At 68.4% G+C, this 26,148-nt stretch carries 26 protein-coding genes, 1 tRNA gene and 1 riboswitch; of the genes, 11 read left to right on the top strand and 16 right to left on the bottom strand.

From position 1 onward, the window contains the following. Positions 1–129 precede the first annotated feature (129 nt). The 5 genes from AB0B97_RS08010 (at position 130) to AB0B97_RS07990 (ending at position 6,509) form a co-directional block, all read left to right on the top strand. Positions 130–393: a cell division protein CrgA gene (locus AB0B97_RS08010; RefSeq protein ID WP_007454145.1), complete on the top strand. Its 264-nt coding sequence runs from the start codon at positions 130–132 to the stop codon at positions 391–393. Positions 394–704: 311 nt separating this feature from the next. After that, a complete protein-coding gene (locus tag AB0B97_RS08005) occupies positions 705–2,903 on the top strand; it encodes a (Fe-S)-binding protein (RefSeq protein ID WP_357491599.1) in 2,199 nt (732 codons plus the stop codon). 108 nt (positions 2,904–3,011) lie between these two features. Continuing rightward, entirely contained in the window at positions 3,012–4,334 is a 1,323-nt protein-coding gene (locus AB0B97_RS08000; protein WP_357491597.1) for a hemolysin family protein, read from the top strand. Next, positions 4,327–5,328, top strand: coding sequence for a hemolysin family protein (locus tag AB0B97_RS07995; protein ID WP_357491595.1), 1,002 nt, complete (start codon positions 4,327–4,329; stop codon positions 5,326–5,328). The genes AB0B97_RS08000 and AB0B97_RS07995 overlap by 8 nt, the downstream gene beginning before the upstream one ends. A gap of 167 nt (positions 5,329–5,495) precedes the next feature. Continuing rightward, on the top strand, positions 5,496–6,509 hold the full coding sequence (locus AB0B97_RS07990) for an NlpC/P60 family protein (protein ID WP_357491593.1): 1,014 nt from the start codon (positions 5,496–5,498) through the stop codon (positions 6,507–6,509). A gap of 61 nt (positions 6,510–6,570) precedes the next feature. Here the strand turns inward: AB0B97_RS07990 and AB0B97_RS07985 are convergent, their stop codons facing one another. After that, positions 6,571–8,547, bottom strand: coding sequence for a peptidoglycan recognition family protein (locus tag AB0B97_RS07985; RefSeq protein ID WP_357491591.1), 1,977 nt, complete (start codon positions 8,545–8,547; stop codon positions 6,571–6,573). 234 nt (positions 8,548–8,781) lie between these two features. Beyond that, a riboswitch (cyclic di-AMP (ydaO/yuaA leader) is annotated at positions 8,782–8,918 on the top strand. 13 nt (positions 8,919–8,931) lie between these two features. On the opposite strand from AB0B97_RS07985, the gene AB0B97_RS07980 reads away from it, so the two are divergent. Further along, positions 8,932–9,972: an NlpC/P60 family protein gene (locus AB0B97_RS07980; RefSeq protein ID WP_357491589.1), complete on the top strand. Its 1,041-nt coding sequence runs from the start codon at positions 8,932–8,934 to the stop codon at positions 9,970–9,972. 60 nt (positions 9,973–10,032) lie between these two features. Here AB0B97_RS07980 and dcd read toward each other — a convergent pair whose 3' ends face one another. After that, on the bottom strand, positions 10,033–10,611 hold the full coding sequence (dcd, locus tag AB0B97_RS07975; RefSeq protein WP_234588933.1) for a dCTP deaminase: 579 nt from the start codon (positions 10,609–10,611) through the stop codon (positions 10,033–10,035). 99 nt (positions 10,612–10,710) lie between these two features. Between dcd and AB0B97_RS07970 the strand changes: the two genes are divergently transcribed. Next, a complete protein-coding gene (locus tag AB0B97_RS07970; protein WP_357491587.1) occupies positions 10,711–11,268 on the top strand; it encodes a pyridoxamine 5'-phosphate oxidase family protein in 558 nt (185 codons plus the stop codon). Between the two features lie 78 nt (positions 11,269–11,346). Here the strand turns inward: AB0B97_RS07970 and AB0B97_RS07965 are convergent, their stop codons facing one another. Then, positions 11,347–12,330, bottom strand: a complete 984-nt coding sequence (locus tag AB0B97_RS07965; protein ID WP_357491585.1) for a zinc metalloprotease — start codon at positions 12,328–12,330, stop codon at positions 11,347–11,349. Between the two features lie 202 nt (positions 12,331–12,532). Here AB0B97_RS07965 and AB0B97_RS07960 point away from each other — a divergent pair. Beyond that, positions 12,533–12,606: transfer RNA gene (locus tag AB0B97_RS07960), tRNA-Gly, on the top strand. Between the two features lie 90 nt (positions 12,607–12,696). On the opposite strand, the gene AB0B97_RS07955 is transcribed toward AB0B97_RS07960, so the two are convergent. The 10 genes from AB0B97_RS07955 to AB0B97_RS07910 form a co-directional block, all read right to left on the bottom strand. After that, positions 12,697–13,884 carry a tyrosine-type recombinase/integrase gene (locus tag AB0B97_RS07955; protein WP_357491583.1) on the bottom strand — a complete coding sequence of 396 codons (1,188 nt, stop codon included), beginning with the start codon at positions 13,882–13,884 and terminating at the stop codon, positions 12,697–12,699. A gap of 2 nt (positions 13,885–13,886) precedes the next feature. Next, on the bottom strand, positions 13,887–14,144 hold the full coding sequence (locus AB0B97_RS07950; protein ID WP_357491581.1) for an excisionase family DNA-binding protein: 258 nt from the start codon (positions 14,142–14,144) through the stop codon (positions 13,887–13,889). Positions 14,145–14,387: 243 nt separating this feature from the next. Further along, positions 14,388–15,488 carry an AAA family ATPase gene (locus AB0B97_RS07945; RefSeq protein WP_357491579.1) on the bottom strand — a complete coding sequence of 367 codons (1,101 nt, stop codon included), beginning with the start codon at positions 15,486–15,488 and terminating at the stop codon, positions 14,388–14,390. Continuing rightward, on the bottom strand, positions 15,485–16,654 hold the full coding sequence (locus AB0B97_RS07940) for a bifunctional DNA primase/polymerase (RefSeq protein WP_357491577.1): 1,170 nt from the start codon (positions 16,652–16,654) through the stop codon (positions 15,485–15,487). The genes AB0B97_RS07945 and AB0B97_RS07940 overlap by 4 nt, the downstream gene beginning before the upstream one ends. Further along, a complete protein-coding gene (locus AB0B97_RS07935) occupies positions 16,651–17,022 on the bottom strand; it encodes an RRQRL motif-containing zinc-binding protein (RefSeq protein WP_357491575.1) in 372 nt (123 codons plus the stop codon). Before AB0B97_RS07935 ends, AB0B97_RS07940 begins: the two co-directional genes overlap by 4 nt. Then, a complete protein-coding gene (locus AB0B97_RS07930; RefSeq protein ID WP_357491573.1) occupies positions 17,022–17,369 on the bottom strand; it encodes a hypothetical protein in 348 nt (115 codons plus the stop codon). Before AB0B97_RS07930 ends, AB0B97_RS07935 begins: the two co-directional genes overlap by 1 nt. Beyond that, on the bottom strand, positions 17,369–17,602 hold the full coding sequence (locus tag AB0B97_RS07925; protein ID WP_357491571.1) for a hypothetical protein: 234 nt from the start codon (positions 17,600–17,602) through the stop codon (positions 17,369–17,371). The genes AB0B97_RS07930 and AB0B97_RS07925 overlap by 1 nt, the downstream gene beginning before the upstream one ends. A gap of 174 nt (positions 17,603–17,776) precedes the next feature. Continuing rightward, the gene (locus AB0B97_RS07920; RefSeq protein ID WP_357491569.1) at positions 17,777–19,909 is read right to left on the bottom strand and encodes a cell division protein FtsK; all 2,133 of its coding nucleotides are present in this window, start codon (positions 19,907–19,909) and stop codon (positions 17,777–17,779) included. 90 nt (positions 19,910–19,999) lie between these two features. Continuing rightward, positions 20,000–20,776 carry a DUF2637 domain-containing protein gene (locus AB0B97_RS07915; RefSeq protein WP_357491567.1) on the bottom strand — a complete coding sequence of 259 codons (777 nt, stop codon included), beginning with the start codon at positions 20,774–20,776 and terminating at the stop codon, positions 20,000–20,002. Beyond that, positions 20,776–21,021, bottom strand: a complete 246-nt coding sequence (locus AB0B97_RS07910) for a DUF6284 family protein (protein ID WP_357491565.1) — start codon at positions 21,019–21,021, stop codon at positions 20,776–20,778. Before AB0B97_RS07910 ends, AB0B97_RS07915 begins: the two co-directional genes overlap by 1 nt. A 131-nt stretch (positions 21,022–21,152) precedes the next feature. Between AB0B97_RS07910 and AB0B97_RS07905 the strand changes: the two genes are divergently transcribed. The 3 genes from AB0B97_RS07905 (at position 21,153) to AB0B97_RS07895 (ending at position 23,290) form a co-directional block, all read left to right on the top strand. After that, positions 21,153–22,019 (top strand): GntR family transcriptional regulator, encoded by an 867-nt coding sequence (locus AB0B97_RS07905; protein WP_357491563.1) that lies wholly within the window; start codon positions 21,153–21,155, stop codon positions 22,017–22,019. Continuing rightward, positions 22,016–22,711 carry an HAD-IA family hydrolase gene (locus AB0B97_RS07900; protein ID WP_357491561.1) on the top strand — a complete coding sequence of 232 codons (696 nt, stop codon included), beginning with the start codon at positions 22,016–22,018 and terminating at the stop codon, positions 22,709–22,711. Before AB0B97_RS07905 ends, AB0B97_RS07900 begins: the two co-directional genes overlap by 4 nt. 189 nt (positions 22,712–22,900) lie before the next feature. Next, a complete protein-coding gene (locus AB0B97_RS07895) occupies positions 22,901–23,290 on the top strand; it encodes a DUF4265 domain-containing protein (RefSeq protein WP_357491559.1) in 390 nt (129 codons plus the stop codon). An 18-nt stretch (positions 23,291–23,308) separates the two neighbouring features. Here the strand turns inward: AB0B97_RS07895 and AB0B97_RS07890 are convergent, their stop codons facing one another. The 3 genes from AB0B97_RS07890 to AB0B97_RS07880 all read right to left on the bottom strand — a co-directional run bounded on the left by AB0B97_RS07890 (position 23,309) and on the right by AB0B97_RS07880 (position 25,678). Beyond that, positions 23,309–24,445, bottom strand: a complete 1,137-nt coding sequence (locus AB0B97_RS07890) for a pentapeptide repeat-containing protein (protein ID WP_357491557.1) — start codon at positions 24,443–24,445, stop codon at positions 23,309–23,311. 205 nt (positions 24,446–24,650) lie between these two features. After that, positions 24,651–25,295, bottom strand: a complete 645-nt coding sequence (locus tag AB0B97_RS07885; protein WP_357491555.1) for a hypothetical protein — start codon at positions 25,293–25,295, stop codon at positions 24,651–24,653. Continuing rightward, the gene (locus AB0B97_RS07880) at positions 25,295–25,678 is read right to left on the bottom strand and encodes a hypothetical protein (RefSeq protein WP_357491553.1); all 384 of its coding nucleotides are present in this window, start codon (positions 25,676–25,678) and stop codon (positions 25,295–25,297) included. Before AB0B97_RS07880 ends, AB0B97_RS07885 begins: the two co-directional genes overlap by 1 nt. Between the last annotated feature and the right edge of the window lie 470 nt (positions 25,679–26,148).

Genomic DNA, 26,148 nt, shown 5'->3' with positions numbered 1-26,148 from the left:
CTGACCCCATTCGTGGTCCAGGCGGCCGTTCCGGACTACGCTAGCTGTCGAACATTATTGGCCATGAACCGTCGCCTCCGCGTCCGGTTGTCAGGCCGGACGAGGTCGTCACCCCCTCTGGAGAGCGCCGTGCCCAAGTCTCAGGTCCGCAAGAAGAAGGTGTACACCCCGCCGACGGACGTCCGTCCGACGACGACGGCGGCGTCGCGCAAGCCTAGCCCGGTGTGGCTGCCGATCACCGCTGTCGCCCTGATCGTCGCGGGCATCGGCTGGCTGGTCGTCTACTACCTCTCCGAGCAGGAGTACCCGGTCGCCTCGTGGCAGTACTGGAACCTCGCGGTCGGCTTCGGTGCGATGGTCGCGTCGCTGGTGCTGCTCTCGCGCTGGCGCTGAGCCTCTCCGGCTGTCGACTGGGCCTGGCCCGGGGCGTCGCCGCGACGAAGGATCCAGGTCACCCGCCACGCCCCTGCCCGGCGGGACCGGGCCGGGCACCCTATGGTGTCCGCAGGCAGCGTGGCCTACTGCGAGATGACTCACGTTACCGCTGGGTAACCTTGCGCGTAGGCTGCACTGCATGACCGAGCGGAGCGAGGTCATCGACCGGTCCGGTCGCAGGTGTGCAAGCGGCGCGACGCCGGCTTCGTCCTGCTCCGGTCCCGGTTGCTGAACCGCTCGACAGGCAGCAGACCGGGGAGGCCAACTCGATGGGCAGCGTCCAGATCGTCACCACGATCCTCGCGGCCGGCATCACCGCCGTGGCGGTGTGGCTGGCGGTGCGCGCGGTCATGAAGATGACGGCCGTCATCCGGCTGGGGCAACCCGCTCCGGAGCGGTTCGCCGACAAGGGCGCCCGCACGAAGACGATGCTGGTGGAGACCGCTGGTCACACCCGCATGCTCAAGTGGGGCGTGGTGGGTGCCGCGCACTGGTTCGTGATGGTCGGCTTCATCGTGCTGTCGCTGCTGGTGCTCGAGGCGTACTTCGAGGTGGTCACCCCGACCGGCGGCCTGCCGATCATCGGGCACTGGACGATCTTCGGGTTGGCCACCGAGATCATCACCGTGCTGGGCCTGGTCGGCATCCTGGTGCTGATGGCGATCCGGCTGCGCAACCGGCCGAACCGGCTGGGCGGGCGGTCCCGGTTCACCGGCTCGACCATGTGGCAGGGCTACTTCGTCGAGTGGATCGTGCTGCTGGTCCTGATCTTCGGCCTGCTGATCCGCGGCTTCAAGGTCGCCACCGACCACTTCGAGTACCCGTTCTGGGCCACCCCGGTCAGCCACGCGGTCGGCGCGGTGCTGCCCGACTGGTCGGACGGGGCGAGCATCGCCGCGCTCATCAAGATCGCCATTTCGATGACCTGGCTGATCGTCATCTCCCTGAACGTCACAATGGGTGTCGCCTGGCACCGGTTCCTGGCGTTCCCCAACATCTTCTTCAAGCGCGAGCCGACCAAGCCGGCCGGTTCCGGCCTCGGCGCGCTGCGCCCGATGACGAGCCAGGGCAAGCCGCTCGACTTCGAGGAGGCGGACCCGGAGAAGGACCAGTTCGGCGTCGCCCACGTCGAGCAGTTCACCTGGAAGGGCCTGCTGGACTTCAGCACCTGCACCGAGTGCGGTCGCTGCCAGTCGCAGTGCCCGGCCTGGAACACCGGCAAGCCGCTGTCGCCCAAGCTGCTCGTGCTGAGCCTGCGCGACCACGCGTACGCCAAGGCGCCCTACCTGCTCGCCGGTGGCGGCAAGGACCTGACCGGCGAGGAGAAGGCCACCCAGGCGCAGCTCGCCCACCTGGACGTGCTGTCGCTGGCCGAGGCCGACAAGCCGTTGATCGGCACCGCCGAGGAGGGCGGTGTCATCGACCCGGACGTGCTCTGGTCGTGCACCACCTGCGGCGCCTGCGTCGAGCAGTGCCCGGTGGACATCGAGCACGTCGACCACATCGTCGACATGCGCCGTTACCAGGTGCTGATCGAGTCGAGCTTCCCCTCCGAGGCCGGCGTGATGCTGCGCAACCTGGAGAACAAGGGCAACCCGTGGGGCGCCCCGCAGAACACCCGCGAGGACTGGACCAAGGGCCTGGACTTCGAGGTCCCCCGGGTCGGCGAGGTGGACGACTTCGAGTACCTGTTCTGGGTCGGCTGCGCCGGCGCGTTCGAGGACCGGGCCAAGAAGACCACCCGGGCCGTGGCCACGCTGCTCAACGAGGCCGGCGTGAAGTTCGCGATCCTCGGTGAGGGCGAGACCTGCTCCGGCGACCCGGCGCGACGGATCGGCAACGAGTTCGTCTTCCAGATGCTCGCCCAGCAGAACGTGGAGACGCTCAACGAGGCGTTCGAGGGCCGGGAGAAGGCCAAGCGCAAGATCGTCGCGACCTGTCCGCACTGCTTCAACACCCTGGGCAACGAGTACGGCCAGCTCGGCGGCGAGTTCGAGGTGGTCCACCACACCCAGCTGCTGGCCCACCTGGTGTCCACCGGCAAGCTGACGCCGGTGCAGCCCGTCGACGGCGGCGTGACGTACCACGACCCCTGCTACCTGGGCCGGCACAACCGGATCTTCGCGGCCCCTCGCGAGGTCCTCGGCGACGCCATCGAGGGCGAGATCACCGAGATGCCGCGCAACAGTGAGCGCTCCTTCTGCTGCGGCGCCGGCGGCGCCCGCATGTGGATGGAGGAGAAGATCGGCAAGCGGATCAACGTGGACCGGGTCGAGGAGGCCATGGCCACCGGGGCGAAGACCGTCGCCGTCGGCTGCCCGTTCTGCTCGACGATGCTCAACGACGGGGTCAACGGCAAGGGTGCCGGCGAACAGGTCGAGGTGATCGACGTGGCGAGCGTGCTGCTGCGCTCGGTCAAGCCGGAGCAGCCGCGGGGCGACAAGGAGTCCGCGCCGGTCGCCGGCTGAGACGCGTACAACCGGGATCTGAACATCGACGGCGGTGGCCCCTCCGGGGGCCGCCGCCGTCGTGCAAGAATCTCGCCGAGGTGAGGCGACATCGACGGCCTGCTCTTGATGACGCTGTTGCCCCTGGTCGGCTTCATAGCCCTGACCGCGGGCAACGCGTTCTTCGTCGCGGCCGAGTTCGCCCTGGTCACGGTCGACCGGGCGGAGATCGACCGCCGGGCCGCCGCCGGCGACCAGGCCGCCCTGACGGTCCGCACCGCGCTGCGTGAGCTGTCCTTCCAGCTCTCCGGGGCGCAGCTCGGCATCACCATCACCGCGCTGCTCACCGGCTACCTGGCCGAGCCCGCCCTGGCCCGGATCTTCACCCCGCTGCTACGACCGGTCGCCGGGGACAGCACCGAGCGTTTCACCCCGTTCCTGGCGCTGGCCCTGGCCACGCTCATCTCCATGCTCTTCGGCGAGCTGGTGCCCAAGAACGCGGCGCTCGCCCAACCGATGCCCGCCGCGCTGGCCACCGCCGGGCCGATGCACACCTTCTCCCGGACGTTCGGCTGGGTGATCCGGGGCCTGAACGGTTCGGCGAACCGCCTCGTCCGGGCGCTCGGCGTGGAGCCGCAGGAGGAGCTGGCCAGCGCCCGCTCGCCGGAGGAGCTGGGCCTGCTGGCCGCCATCTCGGCCCGCGCGGGCGCGCTGCCCCCGGACACGGCGATGCTGCTGCGCCGCACCATCCGGTTCGGCGACAAACGGGCGGCCGAGGCGATGACCCCGCGGGTCGACGTGGTGGCGCTGCGTGCCACCGCCACCGTGGCCGAGCTGCTCGAGGAGTCCCGGCGGACCGGACGGACCCGCTTTCCGGTGTACGAGGAGACCCTGGACCTGGTCACCGGTGTGGCCGGCGTGCCGGACGCGCTGGGCGTGCCGCTGGCCGCGCGGGCGTCGACGATCGTCGGATCGGTGGCCCGGGAGCCGGTGTACGTGCCGGAGAGCCTGGACCTGGACGGCGTGCTGGCGGCGTTGAAGGCGGCCGGGGCCGACCTGGCCATCGTGGTCGACGAGTACGGCGGCACGGACGGCGTGGTCACGATCGAGGACCTGGTCGAGGAGCTGGTCGGGGAGATCGCCGACGAGTTCGACCCGGCAAGTGTGGACGACACCGGGCCGGTCGAGCTGACCGTGCCGGGTGGGGAGCGCACGGTGCTGGTGGACGGGGTGCTGCGCTCCGACGAGCTGGCCGAGCAGACAGGCTTCCGGCTGCCCGAGGGGCCGTACGAGACGTTGGCCGGCTTCCTCATGGCGCAACTGGGGCACATCCCGCTGGCGGGCGAGACAGTCGACGCGGACGGCTGGGAGTTCACAGTGGTGGAGGTGGAGCGGCACCGGATCGAGCAGGTCCGGGTGCTGCGCCCGGCGGAGCCGGACGCCGATGACTGAGCTGCTGGTGACAGTGCTGCTGCTGCTCGGCAACGGGTTCTTCGTGGGCAGCGAGTTCGCGCTGATCGCGTCGCGGCGGACGGTGATCGAGCCGCTGGCCGCCAGCTCGAAGCGGGCCCGCTGGGCGCTGTCGGCGATGAACCAGATCCCGCTGATGATCGCTGGCGCGCAGCTCGGCATCACGGTCTGCTCGCTGGGCCTGGGGGCGATCGCCGAGCCGGCGCTGGCTCATCTGCTGGAGTCACCGTTCCACGCCGTCGGCCTGCCCGAGCGCGCGGTGCATCCGGTGGCGTTCGTGCTGGCGCTCGGCGTCGTCGTCTTCCTGCACACGGTGGTCGGCGAGATGGTGCCGAAGAACATCACGCTGGCTGGTCCGGAGGTCTCCGCGCTCTGGCTGGGCCCGGCCATGCTGGCCTTCTGCGTGGCCACCAAGCCGTTGCTGCTGGCGATGAAGTGGGCGGCCCGCCGGGTGCTGGCGTTCTGGCGGATCGAGGCGACCGAGGCCGTGAAGACGGTGTTCACCGCCGAGGAGTTGGCCGGGCTGGTGTCGCAGGCGCGTACCGAAGGGCTGCTCGACGCCGAGGAGCACGCCCGCATCACCGGGGCCCTGGCCCTGCACACCCGGACGGCGGCGGACGCGTTGCAGCCGTGGTCGACGGTGGTCACGGTGGCCGAGGACGTCTCCCCGGCGTCGCTGGAGGTGCTGGCGACCCGGACCGGCCGGTCCCGGTTCCCGGTGGTGCAGCGGTCCACCCGACGTGTCCTGGGTTTCGTGCACGTCAAGGACGTGCTCGGGTACGCCGGGCAGGGCCGTCGGGCGCCGGTGCCGGCCCAGGTGTACCGACCGCTGGCGGTGGTGCCACCGGAACGTACGCTGGCGGATCTGCTGCTGGCCATGCGCCGCGAACGGCGGCACATGGTGCTGGTCAGCGACGGTAGGCGTCCGCTCGGAGTGGTCACGCTCGACGACGTATTGACCGCAATCGTTGGGTAATTGACCAACACCCTTGGTGTGCAAGCGGTTGCGTGACAGTGACGGTGACTCGGCTCGCCTTGATTCCGGCCCACCGCTTCCCTAATGTGGGGCACCGACCGCTGTGGGTCGTCTGCCTCGGCCCTTCCCTCACGCGAGGCGCCCGGCGGTCGGTTGCAAAGGAGTCGGTGCCGGTGGCAACCATGCCCCCTCATCGTCACGCCCCGGGACTGCCCGTTCGGCCGGGCGGTCTGCGTCGGGTCGCCCACCGTCTGCTCGTGCTGGTCGCCGCTGCCGCGGTCGGCGCCGGAATGCTCGCCGTGCCGGCTCAGGCCGAGCCCACGGTCGACGAGATCGAGGCGCAGATCGACAAGAAGTGGGAGCAGTTGGAGCCCACCATCGAGCAGTACAACAAGGTCCGGGCGCAGCTGAAGGTCAACCGGAAGAAGTCGTCCGACCTGCAGAAGAAGATCGAGCCGCTGGCCCTGCAGAGCGAGTTGGCGCTCAACCGGGTCGGTGACCTCGCGTCCCGCTACTACATGTCGGGCCCGTCGCAGGAGATCGGCGCGCTGCTCGTCAGCGCCAAGCCGGACACCCTCACCGAGCAGCTCACCCTCCTCGACCGGCTGGCCGCGCAGGAGCGCAAGCAGGTCGAGGGCGTGCTGGCCGTGCGGGCCAAGTACGACGGCGAGAAGCAGAAGCTCGACGCGCTGATCGCCACCCAGACCCGGCAGCAGAACGAGCTGGCGGCCAAGAAGAAGCAGATCGACGCCGAGATCAAGAAGCTCGAGGCGTCGATGCCCAAGACCACTGTCAAGACCGTCGGCTGCCCGACCATCAACGGTGTGCTCGCCGTCGCCGCCCAGAAGGCGATCAAGACGGCCTGCCAGCAGGTCGGTGACCCGTACGTCTGGGGCGCCACCGGCCCGAACTCGTTCGACTGCTCGGGGCTGACCCAGTACGCCTACAAGTCGGCCGGGATCTACCTCACCCACCACACGGGTGACCAGTGGAACGAGGGCAAGGCCGTGTCGCGCGCCGACGCCCGTCCCGGTGACCTGGTCTTCTTCTTCTCCGGCCTGAGCCATGTCGGGCTGTATCTGGGTAACAACCAGATGGTGCACGCGCCTCGTGCCGGCAAACCGGTGCAGGTGTCCAGCATCAACACCATGCCCATCGCCGGGTTCCGCCGACCCGGCTGATCCAGCTGACGTCACGAGGGCCCCCGGTCGGATGACCGGGGGCCCTCGTCGTTTGTCGTCGTCAGCGGGGTGCGCCCACCGGGGACGGCAGGAGCTGCACGTCGGCGAGATCGACGTACATGATGCGGTGGCCGAACTGGATCTGCACGTACCGGTTCTTGCCGCGGATCACCGTCCAGTCGCCGGGCGAGGAGCCGTCGAACGTGCTGGCCCGGTAGTACTCACCGGCCAGCACCGCGCCGACGGCGTACCGCTGACCGGCGGCGAGCGTGTACTGCAGTGGTGAGATCGCCTGGTACGGCACACCCTCGGGGTAGGCGGCCTGCTCCGGGTACGCCCGACCGTAGACCGGGATGGTGGCCCGGCCGGGCTTCGGGACGGCCACCACGCCGACGGTCCAGCTGGCGGTCGGCGCGGACGCCGGGTTGTGGAACCAGGCGCGTTGCCCGAGGTACCAGATGGCCGTCCAGTCGCCCTGCCGTCCGGCCAGGGCGTACGTCTGGCCGGCGGAGGCCCGGGCGCCATGGTCCGACACGTCCATCGTGTTCGGGGTGCCGTCCGGGCGCAGCGCGATGTCGTTGACCAGCGGCGCGTCCTCGGACGGCGCGGTGTGCAGCACCACCGACGAGGAGCCGCGCGGCGCGCACGGCGTCCCAGGGGTGACGCAACCGGTGAACGCCGGTTGGTTGGTCGCGTAATCGGGGTCGATCCGGACGAGCCCGGTGGCCGGGGTGCCGGTGTCCAGGCGCGGTGCGTGCAGCAGGTCGAAGTAGTGCGTCCAGTCCCAGTACGGCCCCGGGTCCCAGTGCATGCCGCGCACTGTCGACGCGATGGTGCCGGGCACGTTGTCGTGGCCGATGATGTGCTGGCGGTCCAGTGGGATCCCGTACCGCAGCGCGAGGTGCCGGACGAGTTTCGCCGAGGTCCGGTACATCGCCTCGGTGTACCAGGTGCCCTGCGCGGCGAAGCCCTCGTGTTCCAGCCCGATCGACTTCGCGTTGACGTACCAGTTGCCGGCGTGCCAGGCGACGTCCTTGGTCTTGACGTGCTGGGCGATGTTCCCGTCCACCGAGCGCAGCGAGTAGTGCCAGCTCACGTAGGTCGGGTCCTGGACGAGTTTCAGCGTGGTCGCCCAACTCGCCTCGGTGTCGTGGATGACGATGTACTCGATCTTCTGCCGGGCGGGCCGGTCGGAGAGATCGTGGTTGCCGTAGTCGCCGTCGCCGAACGCCTCGTAGGGTGCCGGGATCCACTCACAGGAGACGGTCCGTGGGCACTCCAGCCCGTCCGGGCGGGCGAGTCGTCGCAGGCCCAGCCGGTCCAACCAGGAGCGCTGGGGCTGGACCGCGCGGGCCGGCAACGTCACCCGCTGGCCGTCGTCGGTCACGCGGGACTCGCCGGCGCCGATGGTGGTGAAGACCTCGTCGGCGAAGGCCGCCGCGGCGTCGGCGCTGTCCGCGCCGGCGTACCGGGCCACCGCGCCGTACCAGGTCGCGGGGTCGGTGCCGGCACCCACCGGGGCGCCCACCTCCCGTTGGTACGCGGCCAGCAGCGCCGCCCCGCCCCGAATGTTTGTCGTCGGGTCGCTGCGCAGCGCCTCGGGGGCGGCCCCGGTCAGCGCGGCGGCGGCGTCGACGGTCTGCAACGTGGCGGTGGACGGCGCGGGATCCGTGGCCGGTGCGGGTGCCATGGCGGCACGAGAGTCGTCGCCGCGCGGATCCTCGGCGCCGGCGTCGTGGTGGCCACGCGCGGGTAGGGCGGCCACGTGGCGGGCATCGGTCAGGTGCATCGGTCCGTAGCCGCCGCTGGTGCTCGGGGTGCCGGCGTTGCTGTCCCAGCGGGACTCCAGGTAGGAGACCCCGAGCAGCACGGCGGTCGGCACGCCGTACTCGGTCGACGCGGCGGCGTACTGCTGCTGACGGTCGGCGGAGGGTGCTGCGGAGGCGGTGCCGGCGCTCAGCGGTACGGCGGCCGTGGCGATGACCACCGCGACCGCGAGCGATGCGCGCCGGCCGGCGGACAGGGTTGGACTTTCCATCGAACCCCCTAGATTTGACTGGTAACTGTGTCGTCACCTTCGCGCCGGTCGGGAGTCCGCGTCAATACCTTTCCATATATCAAACTGCATCGAAAGAAACCTTCACACACGCTCGGTGATCTCTTCCAATCGGTACGGAGTGTCACGGCCGCACGGGTTGCGGATCGGTAACGGCCGTCTCTACTCTGGTCATTTGTCGGCCCGGTAGCAGGTCCGCCCATCCCGGGCGGTAACGGACCGACACCGCCGAGTCGCTTTCGAGCGAGCCGGGGACCCAGGTTCCCCCGGGGTGAATCCGCAGCCAATGCGGTAGGGCGCCAACTTCCCGCCCGAACCCGTCAGCTAACCCGGTAGGCGGTCGGGAAGAAGGAGTACGGAACCCCGGTGGCCCTCCATGCCCCGCGGCCGTCGTCCGAACGGTCGGCCCCGGCCGACCCGACGTCGACAGTGCCGCGTCCACGCTGGTCCCGCTTCACCACCGCCCTCGCCGCACTGGTCGGCGTTGCCGTCGTCCTGACCGGCAGCGCCACGGCGGCCCACGCGGACCCGTCCGTCGCCGAGATCGAGCGCCAGATCGACGCCGACTGGAACAAGCTCGAACCGGTAATCGAACGGCACAACGCCACCCGCGCGGACCTGGCCGCCAAGCGCAAGCAGGCCGACGCGCTCGCCGCCCGCATCGCGCCCCTGGAGCGCCAGGTCGACGCCGCGATGAACAAGGTCAGCGCGCTGGCCGTGCGCGCGTACATGGGCGAGAACCTGTCGACGGTCAACACGATGCTCGGCAGCCGGTCGCCCGGTGAGGTGGTCGGGCAGCTCGAAATGCTCGACCGGTTCGCCCACAACCAGCAGCAGGACGTCCGGCAGGTCGCCGATCTCCGCGACGAGCTGGCCCGGCAGAAGGCGCCGCTCGACGAGATGGTGGCCCAGCTGACCCGGACCGAAGCGCAGCTGGCGGCGAAGAAGAAGCAGATCAACGACGAGATCGACAGGCTGCAGAAGCTGCGCCTCAAGGTGTACGGCAACGGCGGCGGCGGTCCCCTGCGTCCGGCGCCCTGCCCGGCCAGCTACCCCGGCGGCGGCGCGGGCATTGCGGTCAAGTTCGCCTGCGCTCAGATCGGCAAGCCGTACGTGTGGGGCGCCGAGGGTCCGAACTCGTACGACTGCTCCGGGCTGATGCTCGCCGCGTGGGCGAAGGCCGGTGTGTCTCTGCCGCACAACGCCGCCGCGCAGAGCCGGGTGACCAAGAACGTCAGCAGGGCCGATCTGCGCCCCGGTGACCTGGTCTTCTACTACAGCGACATCCACCACGTCGGCATGTACGTCGGCAATGGCTGGGTGGTGCACGCCTCCCAGGCCGGTGTGCCCATCAAGATGAAGAAGGTCGACGACGGGCCGATCCACAGCTACGGCCGTCCCGGCTGACCGACGCCGGACACAGCGAGGGCCCGTCGCGATCTCGTCGCGGCGGGCCCTCGTCGTGCGTCAGCGCGTCGGCCAGGCACGCCAGTTCTGCCAGGAGCGGCTCGGCGTTGGCCCCCGCTGGCCCTGGTAACGCGAGCCGTAGACCACCGAGCCGTACGGGTGCTCGGCCGGCGAGGAGAGCCGGAAGATGCAGAGCTGGCCGATCTTCATGCCCGGCCAGAGGGTGATCGGGAGGTTCGCCACGTTGGACAGCTCCAGCGTCACGTGACCGGAGAAGCCCGGGTCGATGAACCCGGCGGTGGAGTGGGTGAGCAGGCCGAGGCGGCCCAGTGAGCTCTTGCCCTCCAGCCGGCCGGCGAGTTGGTCGCCGAGCGAGATCACTTCCAGCGTCGAGGCGAGCACGAACTCCCCCGGGTGCAGCACGAACGGCTCGCCCTCGGGCACCTCGACCACCGAGGTCAGGTCGTCCTGCTGCATGGCCGGATCGATGTGGGTGTAGAGATGGTTGTTGAAGACCCGGAACAGCCGGTCGAGTCGTACGTCGATGCTGGACGGTTGGACCAGGGTGGGCTCGAACGGTTCCAGGCCCAGCGTGCCGGCCTTGATCTCGGAGACCAGGTCGCGGTCGGAGAGCAGCATCGGACCACCATAGCGGCGTCGGCCGGATCGGCCGGATTCGGTGCCGGTGACCAGCGCGTCGAGGTCGCTGCTCGTACATTTGTTCGATAGAATGCTCGCATGGCTTCCTGGTCCGAATTCGCCGCCGACGAGCCCCGCCTCGCCGACGGGATCCGCGTTCTCCTGCAGCAGTACGGGCCGGGCTTCGGCTACCTGGCCACGGTCCGCGCCGACGGCGGGCCCCGGGTCCATCCGGTCTCCCCGGTCATCACCGACGAGGGTCTCTTCTGCTTCATCATCGACTCGCCGAAGCGCCGCGACCTCGAACGGGACGGCCGCTACGCGCTGCACTCGTTCCCCCCGGAGGAGAGCGACGACGAGGCGTACGTGGCGGGCCACGCCTGGCCGGTCACCGACCCGGTCCAGGTGGCCCGACTGGCGCAGAGCGCCCGGGCCGAGCCCCAGGTCGACTGGCGGCTGTTCGAGTTCACCGTCGACGTGGCGATGTTGACCCGTCGCGAGCAGCACGCCGCAGGCGTCCCGGGTGTCGCCCCGAGCCGTCCGGCCGTGCGGGTCTGGCTGGACCCGCAAGCCCCGCCCGCGCCGGCCGCGCCGGTCCCCGTACCGCAGACGCGCCCGGCCCGGCGCAGCCGTGACGTCCAGTGCACGGCCGCCTGACCACGGCCCTGTTGTCCCACAGAACGCCGGTGCCGGCTCCGTCGTGACGGAGCCGGCACCAGGTGTACGCGAGGAGAGTTACGCCGCGCGGTACGCGTTCCACGCGGTAAGCATGCGGCTCGCCTGACCCGGGGTGAACTGGTACATGCACGAGTCGTAGGTGTAGTCCATGAAGTTGGTGATCGGGTCCAGGCCGGTCGCCGAGCAGGTGTCCCGCCCGGTCGGGCACTGGTACGCCGGCGACGCCTCGGCCGGGGTGTCGCTGACGCCGTCACCGGAGCCGCCGCAGCCACCCTGGAAGGTGTGGTAGAGGTTCAGCCAGTGACCGATCTCGTGGGTGCCGGTGTCGCCCTGGTTGTAGTTGGTGGAGGTGCCACCCGGCAGGGACTCGTTCAGCACGACCACGCCGTCCATGCTGCTCAGCTTCCGCTGCGGGAAGGTCGCCCAGCCGAGCAGGTCGTCGCTCAGCTCACCGAGGTAGATGTTGAGCGTGTTCTTGCCGCCCACCCGCAGCGACGACTTCATCGACCGCTCCGCCGACGAGCCGTCGACGATCGGGTACCAGGACGGGTTCGTCACCCGGTTGATCTTGTCGAGCCGGAAGGCGAAGGCGGTGGCAGCGCCGCCGGTCCCGCCCGCGTAGGCCTGGTTGAGCACGCTGATCTGCGAAGTGATCATCGAGTCCGGGATGTTGCCGCCGGCCCGGGTGCTGTCCTCCTGGATCACGTGCACCACCACCGGAATGGTGACGGTGGCCAGCGTCGTGGCGCCGGCGCCGGCCCGGAAGTTGGCGCGCTCACGCAGCGCCGCCGCGAGGTCGGCGTCGCGTTCCCGGACCTGCTTCGCGGTCAGCTCGTTCGGGTCGTGCGTGGCCGCCGCGCCGGGCTTCACCCGAGCGTTGGCCTGGCTGTCGGCCGGCTCCGCACAGGCGCCGCCCGGCGCCGCGGAGAAGGCCGAAGCGGCCGGAACGACGCCCACCGCAGCGGTGCTGAGCAGCAGCGCGAGGGTCGTCGAAGCGACACCGGCGGCACGCCGGGTCAGCAGGTTGGGACGGAGTCCCATGAGCCCACCTCTTTCTGGTGGCGCGGCAGGGGGTGTGTCACGCCATGGCTGGAACGTGTGGCAGACGTTACAACCCATCAATGCATTTGAGAATGGCCATATGTTGCCGCGAGGAAACTTCTTCCGAGGCGAGGGCGTCCCGCCGGCGCGCGGGGGTGGCTGGGTGCACCGGTTCGACGACTCGGGTACAGTGGTGCCGCCTGCGGGTGTAGTTCAATGGCAGAACATCAGCTTCCCAAGCTGACAGTGCGGGTTCGATTCCCGTCACCCGCTCCACGCACGGAAGCCCTGATCAGGACCGATGTCCCGTCAGGGCTTCCGTGGTTCTAGGTCATGCTGAAACAGGGATGGGCCATTAGCGGGCCATTAGCTCGCCTCGGCGGCCGGTCCGTCGCCCTCGACAACCCGCTTGACCTTGCGCTTGCTCGGCTTGCGCCGGGCCGCCTTGACCGCCTTGTCGATCGCGTCGGCGATGCCCTGGTCGGCCTCCCGATTGGCGTGCTGGTAGATCAGCGCGGCACGCGGACTGTCGTGCCCCATCCGCGCCATGATGTCGCGCAGGCTAGCCCCTGGTGCCCGCGACGCGAGTGTGTTGCCGGTGTGCCGCAGGTCGTGGAAGTGCAGCCCGGCCGCGCCGATCGCCGCTACCGCCTCGGGCCACTTGACCAGCTTGTTGAAGTTGCCGCGCCAGAGGTTCCGGCCGCTCTCGCCGGTGAACACGAACGCCTCGGGTGCCTCGCCGACGTGGCTGGCCATGTGCTGTTTCAGCACAGGTAGTGCCGCCTTGGGTAGTGCGACGGTTCGCACACCTGCCCGCGACTTGGGCGGGCCGAGAATCAGGCCGGTTCCCCGGTGCTCGACGAACGCCTGTCGCACGCGCACCGTGCCGGCCGACAGGTCGACGTCGCAGCGTTGCAGGGCGACCGCCTCGCCCCACCGCAGGCATCCGAACGTCGTGACCAGGATCAGCGCCCGGAAGCGCTCCGGCATCCGCTCGGCCAGCTCGAAGAGCTGCGGGACGGTGAGGACCGGCCGTTCTGCTGCCTTCTCCTGGTCGGCACCGACGATCCGGCACGGGTTGACCCTGATTAGTTCGTCCTCCTTGACGGCGGTCATCAGGACCGCGCGTAGCAGCCGGTATGCCTTGGCGGCCATGGTCACCGACACGCCCTCGGCCAGCAGCAGTGCCCGCCACTCGCGGACCATGGGCGTGTCGATCCGGTTGAGCGGCATGTCGCCGAGGTGCGGCGTGATGTGCCTGCCGAGGGTCCACCGGTACAGGTGCACGGTCCGGGGCCGCAGGTTCGGCCGCTCGGCGATCCACCGCTCGGCGTAGTCGCGTAGCCGGATCTTGCCGCGCTCAGGGTCGATCCACTCGCCCCGCATCATCTGAGCCTCGACCAGCGACAGGTACTTCTCGGCCTCGGACTTGCGAGCGAACGTCTGCGGAGCGGAGCGCATCCGCCCGTCCGGGCCGGGGTAGCGAGCCTGGTAGCGGCCGGACTCGCGCTTGCGGATGTTGCCGAATCGGCGGTGTCCCTCTTGGTTTGCCATGATCAGGCGACACTCCTCAATCCGCGCCAAATGGTCTCTGCGGTCATGGGCTCGACTCGTCCGGCGTGGACGAACGCGGCCAGGTCGGCGGGGTCGATCCGGATCGATCGGCCGAGGCGATGGAACGCGATCTGTCGCTCGGCAACGGCGCGGCGTACGTAGCGCACGCTCATGCCGATGCGGCTTGCGGCTTCATCGATGGTCAGCAACTCGGCGGGCAGCTTCAGAACCGGCGCGTTCTGGGTGATCCGCTTAGCCATCGGGTGTCCTTTCCGGGCAGTGCGGCCTATCGGGGGTGGTTCGGCAAGGCGTTGAGAGCGCCGGTAGCGGCATCTCTGGTGGTAGGGGCGGTTCGGTGAGGGGCGGCGGGCCGCGTTGGCAGGAAGCCGTACGGCGGCCCGCTGAGAGCCACGCTGAGCCAAGATCTCGTGCGTCCTGGTGTCTTCGTATAGGTCTGTGCTGAAACAGCCCTCTACGCCCCTGTTTCAGCGTGTTCGGCAGGGTCACGGCCAGAGTCCGGCTGTCCCCGAGGTGTCCCCCTTGTTTTCGCTGCTCAGGGCAGGTTGGGGGACACCGGGGACAGGGGAGACACCAGGGACTCGGTACCGGCCGCCGGTGTCGGCGGCGAGTTGCCCGTCGGCGAGCATCCGCTGACAGGTCCGCTTGACGTTGTCGTAGGCGAGACCGACTCCGTCGGCGATGACCTTGGGGGTACTGCCGGGGGCGGACCGCAGGAACCGCAGGATCGTCGCGCGGGTCTCGCCGATCTGGTGATCCTCGGCCGGGCCGTCGAGCATCTGCCAGGCACCGGCGGCGGGGTCGAATGTGAGGGCGTACTCGTTCTCGTCGACGTCGCGGCCGGTGACGTGCAGCACGCCGTCGCCCTGGTTACGCGCCCGCTTGAGTACGAGGGTGGCGTCAGCGGCTCCGGCGAGTCCGTTGGTCCCTGAGACCTCGGTGAGGAAGTCGTCGGATCCGGCCTTGCGTACGTGGTGGACCAGGACGAACGCGACGCCGTAGTCGTCGGCGACCTTCTTTGCCCGGCCGACAGCGGCGTAGTCGGCATCGTAGGCGGACGCGCCGGGGGCGGAGTGGCCGCGCAGCTTGGCGAACACGTCGATGATGACCATGCGGGCGTTCGGGTTGCGGTCGAGCCACGCGGCGATGGCCTGGTCGCCACCCTGCGGCAGCGGCGGGCACTCGGTGGCGAGGGTGAGTCCTGCCGGGGCCTTGCGCTGGCCGAGGACCTTGCCGAGCCGGTTTTGCAGGCGGCGGGCGGTGTCTTCCAGGGCGAGGTACAGCACGGGGCCGGGCTCGACCGGGATCGCGCCGAACGCCTTGCCGCCGAGGGCGACGTCGAGGCCGAGGCCGAGCGACATCCACGACTTGCCGACCTTGGGCGGGCCGCAGAGCAGGTTCACGCCCTCGGACAGCACACCGGGCACAGCCCACTTCGGCGGGGCGAACTCCATTGCCATGATGTCGGCGGCGGTCCACGACGTGCGGATCCAGGCGGGCCGCTTCGCCTCTGGCGACAGCACCTCGGCGGCGTCGTCCGGTCCGGCGACGTGCAGGTGCGGGCGGTCGGCGGGCATGGCGCTCATGCGGCCACCGTCCGGGGGCGACGGGCACCGGCGGCGAGGCCAGAGCGGATCGTGCGTAGCGTCTCGAACCGGCTGAGGCCGATCGACAGTGCGGTCTGCTCCAGCAGCGCGGCGGCCTGGTCGACGGACAGCGCTCCCCCGGCGGCAAGCTGGCCGAGGGCGACCGCGGACACGTAGAGCGTGTGGTTACGCTCGCCCTCGGCCGCGTGCCGCAGGTGGTCGAGCTGCCGGCCGATCGCGGCGTCCAGGTAGGCGCCGGCCCGGCCGGACGGCAGGTCGACGGCCACCGGGCGTTGCGGCGGCAGCGGCGCGGGGGCGAGGCGTTCGGCGAGCCAGCCTGGTAGATCAGCGACCGGCAGGTCACGGGCGACGGCGTAGGGGCGGCCCGCGACGGTGCTTCCGGCCGCAACGACGTAGCCGCCGTGGGCGCGGGTGTCGACCAGCCAACCGAGGCCGTTGCCGCGCTCCCCGGCCGTGTTGCGCAGGGCCGGACCGGTGGCCGGGTGCCGGAAGTAGAGGTGCGCACCACCTCCGCCGGTGGTCACGGTGTGCGTGTCGGTGGGGACCGGCTGTCCGGCGTCGGCGCACAGGTCGGCGAGTACGGGCCACCCGTCCAGGTAGCCCGCGAACCTGGTGGGCGCGACCTGGTCGGGCTTGCGCACGTCCAGGTCGACGACGAGCAAACCGGATGGGCCGCAGGCGATGCCGACTCCGTACGGCGTGCTGGCCCAACCGCGCCGGATCCTGTCGGGGTCGATGGTGGCGCGGGCCTCCCAGCCGGTGTGCCCGTTGCGGCAGCGCGGGTCCCGGCCGGTGCAGGCGTCGGCGGGGTGGTCGGGAAACGCGGGCCGCTTGTCGTTTGGACGCAGGGGGAAGACGTGCCAGCCACGCGCGGCGGCGGCGAGAGCCACGTCGCGTAGGGATTCGTTGTCGGGCATCGGTTTCGGCCTCCTGATGTCGGGTGCGGACGGGTGTTCGCGCTGGTAGTTCTCGTCGGCGCAGGCGGCGCAGTAGCGGGTCTTCTCCCACCGGGCGACCTGCAACGGCTGACCGGACACGGTGTCTTCGGCGGCGACGGTGCGGTCGCAGATGTGCGGGTAGGGCAGATCGGCGGGCACGAGGCGATCGAGGGCCTTGCTCGCGCCGATCCAGTGCCCGCCGGTCATCGGCCCGGCCGCTCGTCGTGGCAGTCCAGGCATTCGCCGAGAGAGCGCGGGATGTAGTAGTCGCGCAGCTCGCCGCAGGCCGGGCAGATGCGGCGGGCGCGCAGCGCGGCCGAGATCCCGCGCCGCTGTGCCGGGGTGGCGGTGCGCTTGGGCCGGGCGAGGTCGAGCCGGTACAGGTACGCGGTCCGGGTGCCGCCGACGCCCCGCCAGAGGATCTGCGCGGCGACCGGCTGACCGCCCGGCCGCAGGCCGCGCGCCCGGAGCTGCCTGCGGGTGGCGTAGCCGTCCGGCGCACCCTGCCACCAGAATGTCGGGACGTCGTGCCGCTCGGCGTCGGGATCCCAGTAGGCGGCCCGGATCCGCGACATCAGCCGGCCCTCCGGTCAAGCGCCGGCCGGTCGGTGGCCCGGCCTCGCAAGGCGGCGGGCCGGATCGCGGCGACAGCGGCCAGCAACTCGCGGCACAGGTGCAGCACAAGGCCGAGTTGCCGCCGGGCGGTGTCCTCGGTTCGGCTGAGCGGGACGCGGATGCGGATCTCGGCGTAGTCGACGTCGGCAGCGCGGACGCGGGTGATGACGGCCCGGCCGCCGAGCGGCCCGTCGGCGATGATGTCCGGGGCCTGGTGCAGGGCCACCCCGCACCGGTGATCGCGGGTGCACCAGTTGGTGTGTGGCGTCTCGGTCCGGGTGAACCGGGCCATGGTCCGGGCGGCCATCAGCGCGTGCCCTTGCCGTGCAACTCGCGCAGGCTGTTGATGATCCGGCGGCCGACGCGCAGGCGGCGTCCGTCGCCGTGGCAGCGGCGGCAGAGGCCGAACGCGCGGCCGAACGGGGAGCGTCGCGTGCCGGTGCCGGAGCACTTGCGGCAGGCTCCGAACGGCCAGAGCCAGCAGCCGAGGGCGTAACAGAGCGTGGCGATCGCGGCGGCGAGGATCAGTACTCCGATCACGGTGGTTCCGGGGGTCGCGGTCGCGGCGAGGGCAGACACAGTGAGCCTCCAGAGGGCGTTCTTGGGCGTGAAGGGCTGGCGACGCAACCCGCGACCGGTCAATGTCTGCGCTGACCAGGCCGGTCGCGGGTTAAGTCGCGGTGACGCGACCGGTCGCGGGCGGGCCGCGACCGGCTATGCGGCCTTGCGGCGGGTGATCGCGGCGTCGATGTCGTCGGCCTTGGCTCCCTTGAGGGCCTTGCCGGAACGCTTGACGTCTACGCTGCGTACACCGAACGAGCGGACCTGAGCCGAGATCGATTCGGCGGTCACGTCCGCGTACGCCTCGGGGAGCCGGTCGGCGAGGCGGGCCGCGATCTCTTCCCACTGCGCGCCGGTCTCGCCGCGCTCGATCACGCTGCGAACGTCGGCGAGCACATCGCGGATCTCGCGGGCGACGTCCTCCCCAGCCGCCATGCCAGAGAGCGTGCCGGCTGCCTCGCGCAGCTTCCGGGCGGCGATCAGGATCTTCTCCGCGTCGTCCGCGTCGGCGAGGTACGTGCGAACCGTCGGGGTGGCGTCCGACGCGCCGCGCAGGATGCCGACGCCCTTGTAGCTGGGCAGCAGCGTCGACGAGTCGTAGCCCTCGGAGTTCGCCCCCGCGCCGAGGACCAGGTCGGAGACGTTCCACGAGCCGGTACGCAGGGAGAACCTGACCTGGTGGTTGTCCCGGAAGCTGATGAACTGCGTGGCAACCTGCCCGCCGCCCACACCCGAGGGGCGCTGGGTCGCGTCGACGAACCCGACACCGGCCGCCGGGGCAACCTTGACCAGGTAGACGAGCAGGGACGCGATCTCCTTGCTGATGTCGCCGAGGTCGAAGTACTCCTGAAACTCATCCAGGACCACCAGCCGCACCGGCATCCGGTACTTCGGGTCACGGGCGATCTCGCGGGTCAGCTTGCCCTCGGGGCAGATGTCGACCGGCAGCTTGGACAACCGCTCGTACCGGTCCTGCACGTCGGCTTTGATCTCGCGCAGCGCTTCGAGCGCGATCTCGGCGGGGTCGCCGTCGCGGGTCATCGCCATACCGAACGCGTACCGGTCGGCGACCAGCGCGAACTTGCGCCAGTCCGGCTTGCCGCCGCCGTCCAGGACCGTCAGCTTCACGTACGGGTCCAGCGCGGCGTACAGGGCCAGCGAGCGAGCAGCGAACGTCTTGCCCTGCCTCGGTTGCGCGCCGATCAGGATGCTGTTCCACATCAGGTCAACGGCGACCTTGTTGCCGCGCTCGTCCAGCCCGAACGGGGCAGGCTGCCAGATGTCGGTGGGCTTGCAGCGCAGCAGCGGCGTCCGGCCCGCACCCTGGGCGAGCGGGTCGCGGTCGGCGACCCACAGCGTGTGCCGTCGGTGCGAGCTGGGATCGCGGGTGATGAACACCTGCGAAACCGCGACGTCCAGGCCCGAGGCGATCGCGCCGCGTGCCTTGACCGCGTCGTCGAACGTCTTGCCGTACGGCAGGTCGATCGACACCTGAGAACCGGTGCCCGAGGCGTCACGGGCCATGGTCGAGCCGAACCCGATCTGCTGGTGCGCCTTGTCCGGGTGCCCGAGACCAGCGGCATAGTAGGCCCGCAGGATGATGTCCGGGTTCACCCGGCGGAAGCGGCCCGAGACGGTGGCCGGGGTGATGATGCGCCGGTCCTCGGGACGGCCGATGTGCGCCAGGAACGCGACCAGGAGGCAAGCGGCGAGCACCAGCGCCCACACCGGGGCGACGGCGTAGAGCACCGGGCCGCCGACGCACACCGCGACGGCCTCGGCGGCGAGCACGATGCCGCGCCACATGCGGGTGGCCTTGACCTCGCGGTGCAGCTTGAGCCACATGGCCGGGTCGTTGGCGTCGGCGGCGGCCTGCCGCAGCCCGTACTGCTCCGACACCCACCACCACTTGAGCTGCCGGCCGATCAGCCGGAACGTGCCTACCCCGGCCCAGAACGTGGCGAGGGTGGCGTACCAGGGTGCGCGGACGGCGTGGAACCCGGCGCGGTAGCCGGTCAGGGCGGCGGCCTGCGCGAGGCTGTGTCGGATGTTCGGCCACGTCGACCAGTTGGCCGGCACGATCGGCCGCTTGCCGGACGCGTCCACCGGAGGCAACTCGACGGGCATCCCACCGCGCTGCGGGGTCTCGTCCAGGTTCACCTCGAAGTGCGTGCCCGCGTCGGCGGTCCGGCGGGTGCGCTCGGCGTTCAGGTCGACCACCTCGGCGACGTCGTTCTCGGCGGCCGTCCAGTCGAACTTGTCGGGGTTGGGGTTGGGAGCAGTCATGATGGGGGTCTCTCCTGAGGTCTAGTGACTGATGGCGGGCCGGTGACGCGGCGCTTGCTTGGCGGCGGGTGGCCGCGTCACCGGGCGAAGCTATGCGGCGATGAGGGCGGGCGTTTCCGCAGGAAGCGGGGCAGATGGTGACGCATCGGTGGTGCGCAGAGCGGCGAGATGACGTCGCGCGGTCGAGACCGAGACACCGGCCTTGGCGGCGATCTGCGAGACCGGCGCGTCGGGCATCTTGGCGGCGGCCTTGGCGACCTTCTCGGCCGACACCGGGCGCGGTGTGACCCGCTTGACCGGCGTCTTCTTGACCGCCGAACCCGAAGCGACTTCGACCGTGGGCACCGGCGCGGCAGGCGTCTCCGGTTCCCCGATGTCCTTGTTGGTGTAGGCCGACTTTGACTCGGTCAGGTAGGCGGGGACCGGGGCGGGCTCGCTGACCGATGCGGCCTCGGTCGCGGTCTCGGTTAGGGTGCGGATCCGGCCGCCGATCTCGACCAGGCTGATCGACGCGACCACGATTAGGCCGTCCACGCTGAACGGCAGCAGGTAGGCCGAGGAGTCGGCCTCGCCGTACCGGGTGGCCACGCCCACCATGTGCCAGTACGACACCCACGCCGCGATGCCAGCGATGACGGCCGTAGCTCCCAGCCGGACGGCTGACAGTGCACCGCGCCGCGCCGGGATCCGAGAGATCAGCTCGACCGCCAGCAGCAGCGCCACGGGCGACCACGCGGCGATTGCCTGACTGATCACGTTGTCGCTGGCGTGCAGCACGTTGCCAGCCAGCGAGGCCGCGATGCCGAGAGCGAACACCGAACGAACGCCCCAGCCGATGCGCTTGAGGCGCTTGAGGTCCTGGGCCATCAGGCGACCGCCTTCCGGTCGGCGGGCCGCACGGCCAGCGCGACAGCGACGCGGGTCACGCGGGCCTCGGCCCGACGCAGCCGCCGCCAGTCCAGCGGCGACGGGCCGCCGTGGGCGGCAGCGTTAATCAAGCTGATCTCGGCGTCCAGAACGGACAGCTCTGCCTCGATCAGCGGCCACTCGGCCTCGATCGCGGCCAACTCGGCCGGCGTCGGTTCGTCGACCTGGAGCGGGTACTTACGCACAACCAACCTCCGAAGTTGACGAGCCTGGCTAGTCAGGCTCGATGCGTTCGACAGTAGGCTGGCTTGGCTAGTCAGGTCAAGCTCCGCGTGGGAACTTTCCTGGCTTGGCTAGTCAGAGGTAGTGTCGATTCGTGGCCGAGAACCTTGAATTCCTGGGTGACCTTGATCCCGACGACCCTCGACAGGCGTCGCAGCAGATCGCGAACATGCTCCGGGCCGCGATCTTGACCCGGAAGCTCGCGCCCGGTGACAAGTTGCCGTCGCAACCCGAACTCGCGAACCGGTATGGCGTCGCGCGCGAGACGATCAAGCGCGCGCTTGAGGTGCTGCGCAACGAGCGCCTGATCGTGACTAGGCAGGGGAGCGGAGCATTCGTCCGTGCGCAGACACAGCGGCCGGTCGAGCTTCGGCCCCTGATCGAGGCAGCGTTCGAACACGAGCACGTGGCGATCGACTTTGCCGGGTTCTCGGGTGAGACGCTGCGGGACGCAATCGCCGAGGCACTCGACATGGTGCGTGCCGGTCGATCTGCTCCCGAGACCATCAGCGTCCGCCTGCTGATCTCTGACATGTCGGTGCCAATGGCGCTACCGGCCCTCGCTGCGACCGGGTCGGACGATCCTGCTGTCCGGAAGCGGGCAGAACGCATCACCCGGCGGGCCGCCGACGGGATCATCGATCAGGTGCAGGAACTCGCCGACCTCGGCCTCGTAAAGTCCGCGACGGTGGACGTGCGGACGCACAGCATCGCGCCGACCTTCAAGCTCTACATGCTGAACGGGCGAGAGGCGTTCTTCGGCTTCTACCCGGCAGTCAAGCGTGAGGTGACGATCGGCCGAGAGCCGGTCGAGATCTTCGACCTTATGGGCAGGGATGCGACCTTGTTCCACTACGCCGTCGACGAAGACGAGGCGTCGCACGGCACGCAGTTTGTCGAGTCTGCGCGCCTCTGGTTCAACTCAGTGTGGGACAGCGTCGCGCGCGAGTACCGGTCGTGAGCGCGCCGACGCTGTCCGACCTGGTGGGCGGCGGGCCGTTGCTCCTGGACTTCGACGGGCCGGTCTGTTCGATCTTCGCGGGATACCCCGCGCCGCGTGTCGCGGCCGAGCTGGTCGCGCTACTCGACGTTGAAGGCGTCTCCATGCCGCCGGAGGTACGCAGCGAGGGCGACCCTCTTGCCGTACTGCGGTGGGTTGGCGAGACCTGCCCACATGATCTGACGATGGCGGTTGAGGAAGCCCTATGTGCAGCCGAGGTGCACGCCGCTGGCATCGCTGCGCCAACACCGTTCGGGCGTGAGGTGATCCTCGGTGCGAACGCCCGAGGCTTGCCGGTTGCCGTGGTGAGCAACAACTCGGCGACGGCGATTGAGGCCTACCTGATGGCCCATGGTCTAGCCGCATACGTCAGGCCGATCATCGGCCGGGCGTACGCGGATCCGAGGCGGATGAAGCCGAACCCCGGCCCGGTGCTCGATGCTGTGCGCACCCTCGGGGCTGAGCCGGGCTCCTGTGTGTTGGTCGGGGACTCGCTCTCCGATATCGAGGCAGCCCACGCCGCCGGGGTCGTCGCAATCGGCTACGCCAACAGAGCGTGGAAGGCCAGCGCCTTCACAGCAGCCGATATCGTGGTCACGTCGATGGGGGACATCGCCGAGGCATTGTCCCCCGTGTCACCCGACTGCCCTTGAATTGCGGGCATTCGTAGGGCATAGCCCCGAAATTGTCCCGACCGTTGCACACCCCGTGAGAGAACAATGAAACTAATCAACCAGATCAGGTGGAAATCTTGGCTATGGAGCTCAACAGCCAAGTACTATCTATGGGATCGGTGGCGCTATGGCGATCTTCTTAGTGCTCCGTTAGGAGAGTCTGAGAAGGTGCGCTTCGAACTGTCGGGCGAAGACGGGCCGACCGGCGAAAATATGTGGGCAAAGAAAGTTGGCCGCGACACCTACGAGTTGGGCAATAACGGCTTCTATGCCCACGTGGCGGCTGGTGACATAGTCAGGGTAAAGGTGCGTTGGCCGTATCTGGAAGTTGTAGAGGTCGTCGAACGGAACCGCAAGACGACGCGCATATTCTTCGAACTCCCATGGCCCGACAGGGAGGAGCGCTCAAAGCTTATCGAGGCACTGCGAACAATGAATTATGAAGTCGAGTGGGGGTATCCTAATCTTTTGAGCGTAAGCGTCCCCGTCGACCATGATCCGTACGAAACTATCGCCCCGTTACTCGGTGAAAATGCCAGAATCTTTGAGGTAGACTGACGAGAAGTAAGTCGACATTTAGGATTCCGATTCCCTGGGCTTCCACAAATCCTTGGGTAGCCCCTGAGGTTTATCGCCTTTCACGTCCTCCATAATCAAGCGCGCATCACCATAAGAGGCATACCCGAACTCGACCACTCCGATTTTGAAGTCGGCATGGCTGAAATCGACGCGCCCAGCCGCAAAATCAGCTTTCGTGAAATCCGCAGTACCTTTTGCAAATTCAGCGCCGGAGAAAAACACATCAGCTCCCTCGAAGGACGTCGCTTCAAACCGCAGTGTCCCGCCTTCGAGTCGAAGGTTGCTGAAGTTGAACTTGCCGCTTTGGAGGCGCGCGCGGTTGAAGTTCAGGTCACCGCATGGGTAGATACCCCTTATTTCTACTCGCGCCTCCTTGAAAATTGACTCCCTGAAATCGACAACATTTAGATCATGTTTATGGTCATTCTGTATCCAAACGCGGCATTTAGAAAATGTCGACTCGGAGAGATCAATGAAACCCTCACCGGGGCCGTCAGGCATAAAAAAGTCGGAGTCGAAAAAAGAACCCTTGAGGCTATAGTCATAATTGCGCCAAGAATTTGAAGCGGTAGGATCGAGCCGGTCAAGGAGCGCATCTAGAATGGTAACCCTTACCTCCTTCTCTCCAGCCGGCAAATCGTCACCTTCCTTGTACATCCTAAAGTAAGCGCACAGGACGTTGATGCAGGTTTGCCGTTGTTCCGGCCAATCATCTGCAAGCCTCGAAAGCGCATACACACCCGCCAGCCTAACCGCCGCTTTGTCGCTGCCGAGCTGGTCTGCGGCGTCTTGATATCTTGAAGAAAAGTGCTCCTCATCGCTTCGCCGACTTGCAGCTTCTTCTACCCTCTGCTTGCGGTAGGCGTAGACAGCTGCGAAAACACCAGCGGCTAAACCTGCAACGGCTACAGCACTTCGGGTTAGATCGTATATATCCGATGACGTCAGCGGCTTCGGATTCTTCTGAACCGGGAGCAGTGGGACGTTTGCGCCGCGTGTCCACGCAAGAGCAATAAATACAGCATAAGCCGCAAGTGCGGCACCCGAGATGGCGAGTGCGAGGGTTACCGAGAATCGCATCATCTTCGGCGAATACCGACCAAGCTGCCTCGGTCGCTCGTCGGCGTAGAACACCGATCGGACGATGCGCCGGAGTTGGGCGCGGATTGATCGGAGGAAGGAAGACAGCACCCGATCAGGCTACCGGTCGCGGCAGTCGTGTCCCCACTGTCCCCCGTGTCCCTGCTGTCCCCCGAGAGGGATTGAACTGGGAGGACGAGGGGGACAGCACCGACGACCTAATCTCTTGTGTCCCCGGCAATGCCCTCGATTCCATCGACTAGCGGTTAGTCCGATAGGCGATATAGCCAACGAGGACAAGGGCTAGCCCGGTCGCAATCCCAACGAGATAAGCTCGCCAAGTAACTCTCCAATTAACGACAATCTGCGCAGGTGGAGGGGTAACTACTCCCTCAATCCTGTCAGCCTCGTATCGGAAATTGGTTAGAACATTGTCGAGGTTGCCCGGCAAGTTCTCAAGGTCTCGGTTGTCCAGTGAGCTTGAAACCGTTTCAAATCGCTGAACGAGCGACTCTACTCGTTGAGCGACACCGTTCAGGCCATCACCATAGTCATGGGATGCGAGTTGTTCCAGCTTGTTTGCGGCGGCCATAAAAGTTGTGGCGTTATCCTCGTTGATGTTGTGGCTTGCGCGGTTAAGCATGACAGCAACATCCTCATTAATGCTGCGGGCCGCGAATTCCAGGGCGTACACCACGTCCGGCGACACGAGACCCTCCTTAATTGCCCTCCTCAGGATCTCGTGCAGCGCTGGAGCTTCGTCCGCAAGCTTCTTTAGAACCTCACGGGTAGCATCGTCGATATTGTGAATTGGGCCGTAGTTGTCTCGGCCGATGAAAACACCGTTCTTCTCGTTACGTTGCACTCCAGGGCCCGGCCAGTTATCCGCAGATGTTGCCGACATCAGATTCCCCCAGGGCGCGAAATATCGCCGTGGTTATCGCGTCCGATAAATACACCACCCGACTCATTCCGCTGAGTCCCTACGTACATGCCGTCCGTCTTGGCGGGTGCGCTGGACGCTAAGGCCTCAATTTCCGGCCGAACCTCCGGGTGTTCGGAGAGATAGGTTTCAAGGATGGCTTTCCATCGGATTCTCGTTTCCGTCTCCGACAACGCGCCCTCAGTAAGCGCGGCACAGTCGCGTACGATTGAGCCGACCTGAGTTGCTTCGCTGCTTCCGCTCGCAGGTCGGAAGATGCGTTTCGCCCATGTTCGCAGTGTGTCCACCTCACCGTTTAACATGTACGCAACGACGTTGCCTGCCGCGCCTGTGACGATGGCCATGGCTTCAGGGTCAAGCATCTATTCGGCCTTCCTGCCGGTTGAGCGCGATGACTCTGCGCTTCCTCGCACTGACTTTAGGTGGCGGGTGGGGCGGTGCCCGGCGCGTCGCGGGTCGGATCAAGGACAGGCGAGGGCGCGATGCGGCGCAGTACACGGAACTCCGTCAGCAGAGCCGCCAGCGCGCTGTCGGTCTAAGCTGGGCAAGGGCTGGGCCATTGGCGGGCCATTAGGCCGGGACACCTGGTGTCACTCCAGGCCAATTGCAGTCGAACCCGTAGATAGGCTGTCCTGCGCACCTTCGCGCAGTCGAGGGATCTTGTACGGTTCCCAAGCTGACAGTGCGGGTTCGATTCCCGTCACCCGCTCCACGATCAAGGCCCTGACCAGGACACGAGTCCCGGTCAGGGCCTTCGACGTTGCTGCGGCCGGCCGCGCCGAGGAGCGTGCTGCCCGGCCGCCTGCGCTGAGTC

It is taken from the genome of Micromonospora sp. NPDC049004, assembly GCF_040649315.1.
In the GTDB taxonomy this organism is placed as follows: domain Bacteria; phylum Actinomycetota; class Actinomycetes; order Mycobacteriales; family Micromonosporaceae; genus Micromonospora.
This window is presented reverse-complemented; position numbering and strand designations above follow the sequence as displayed.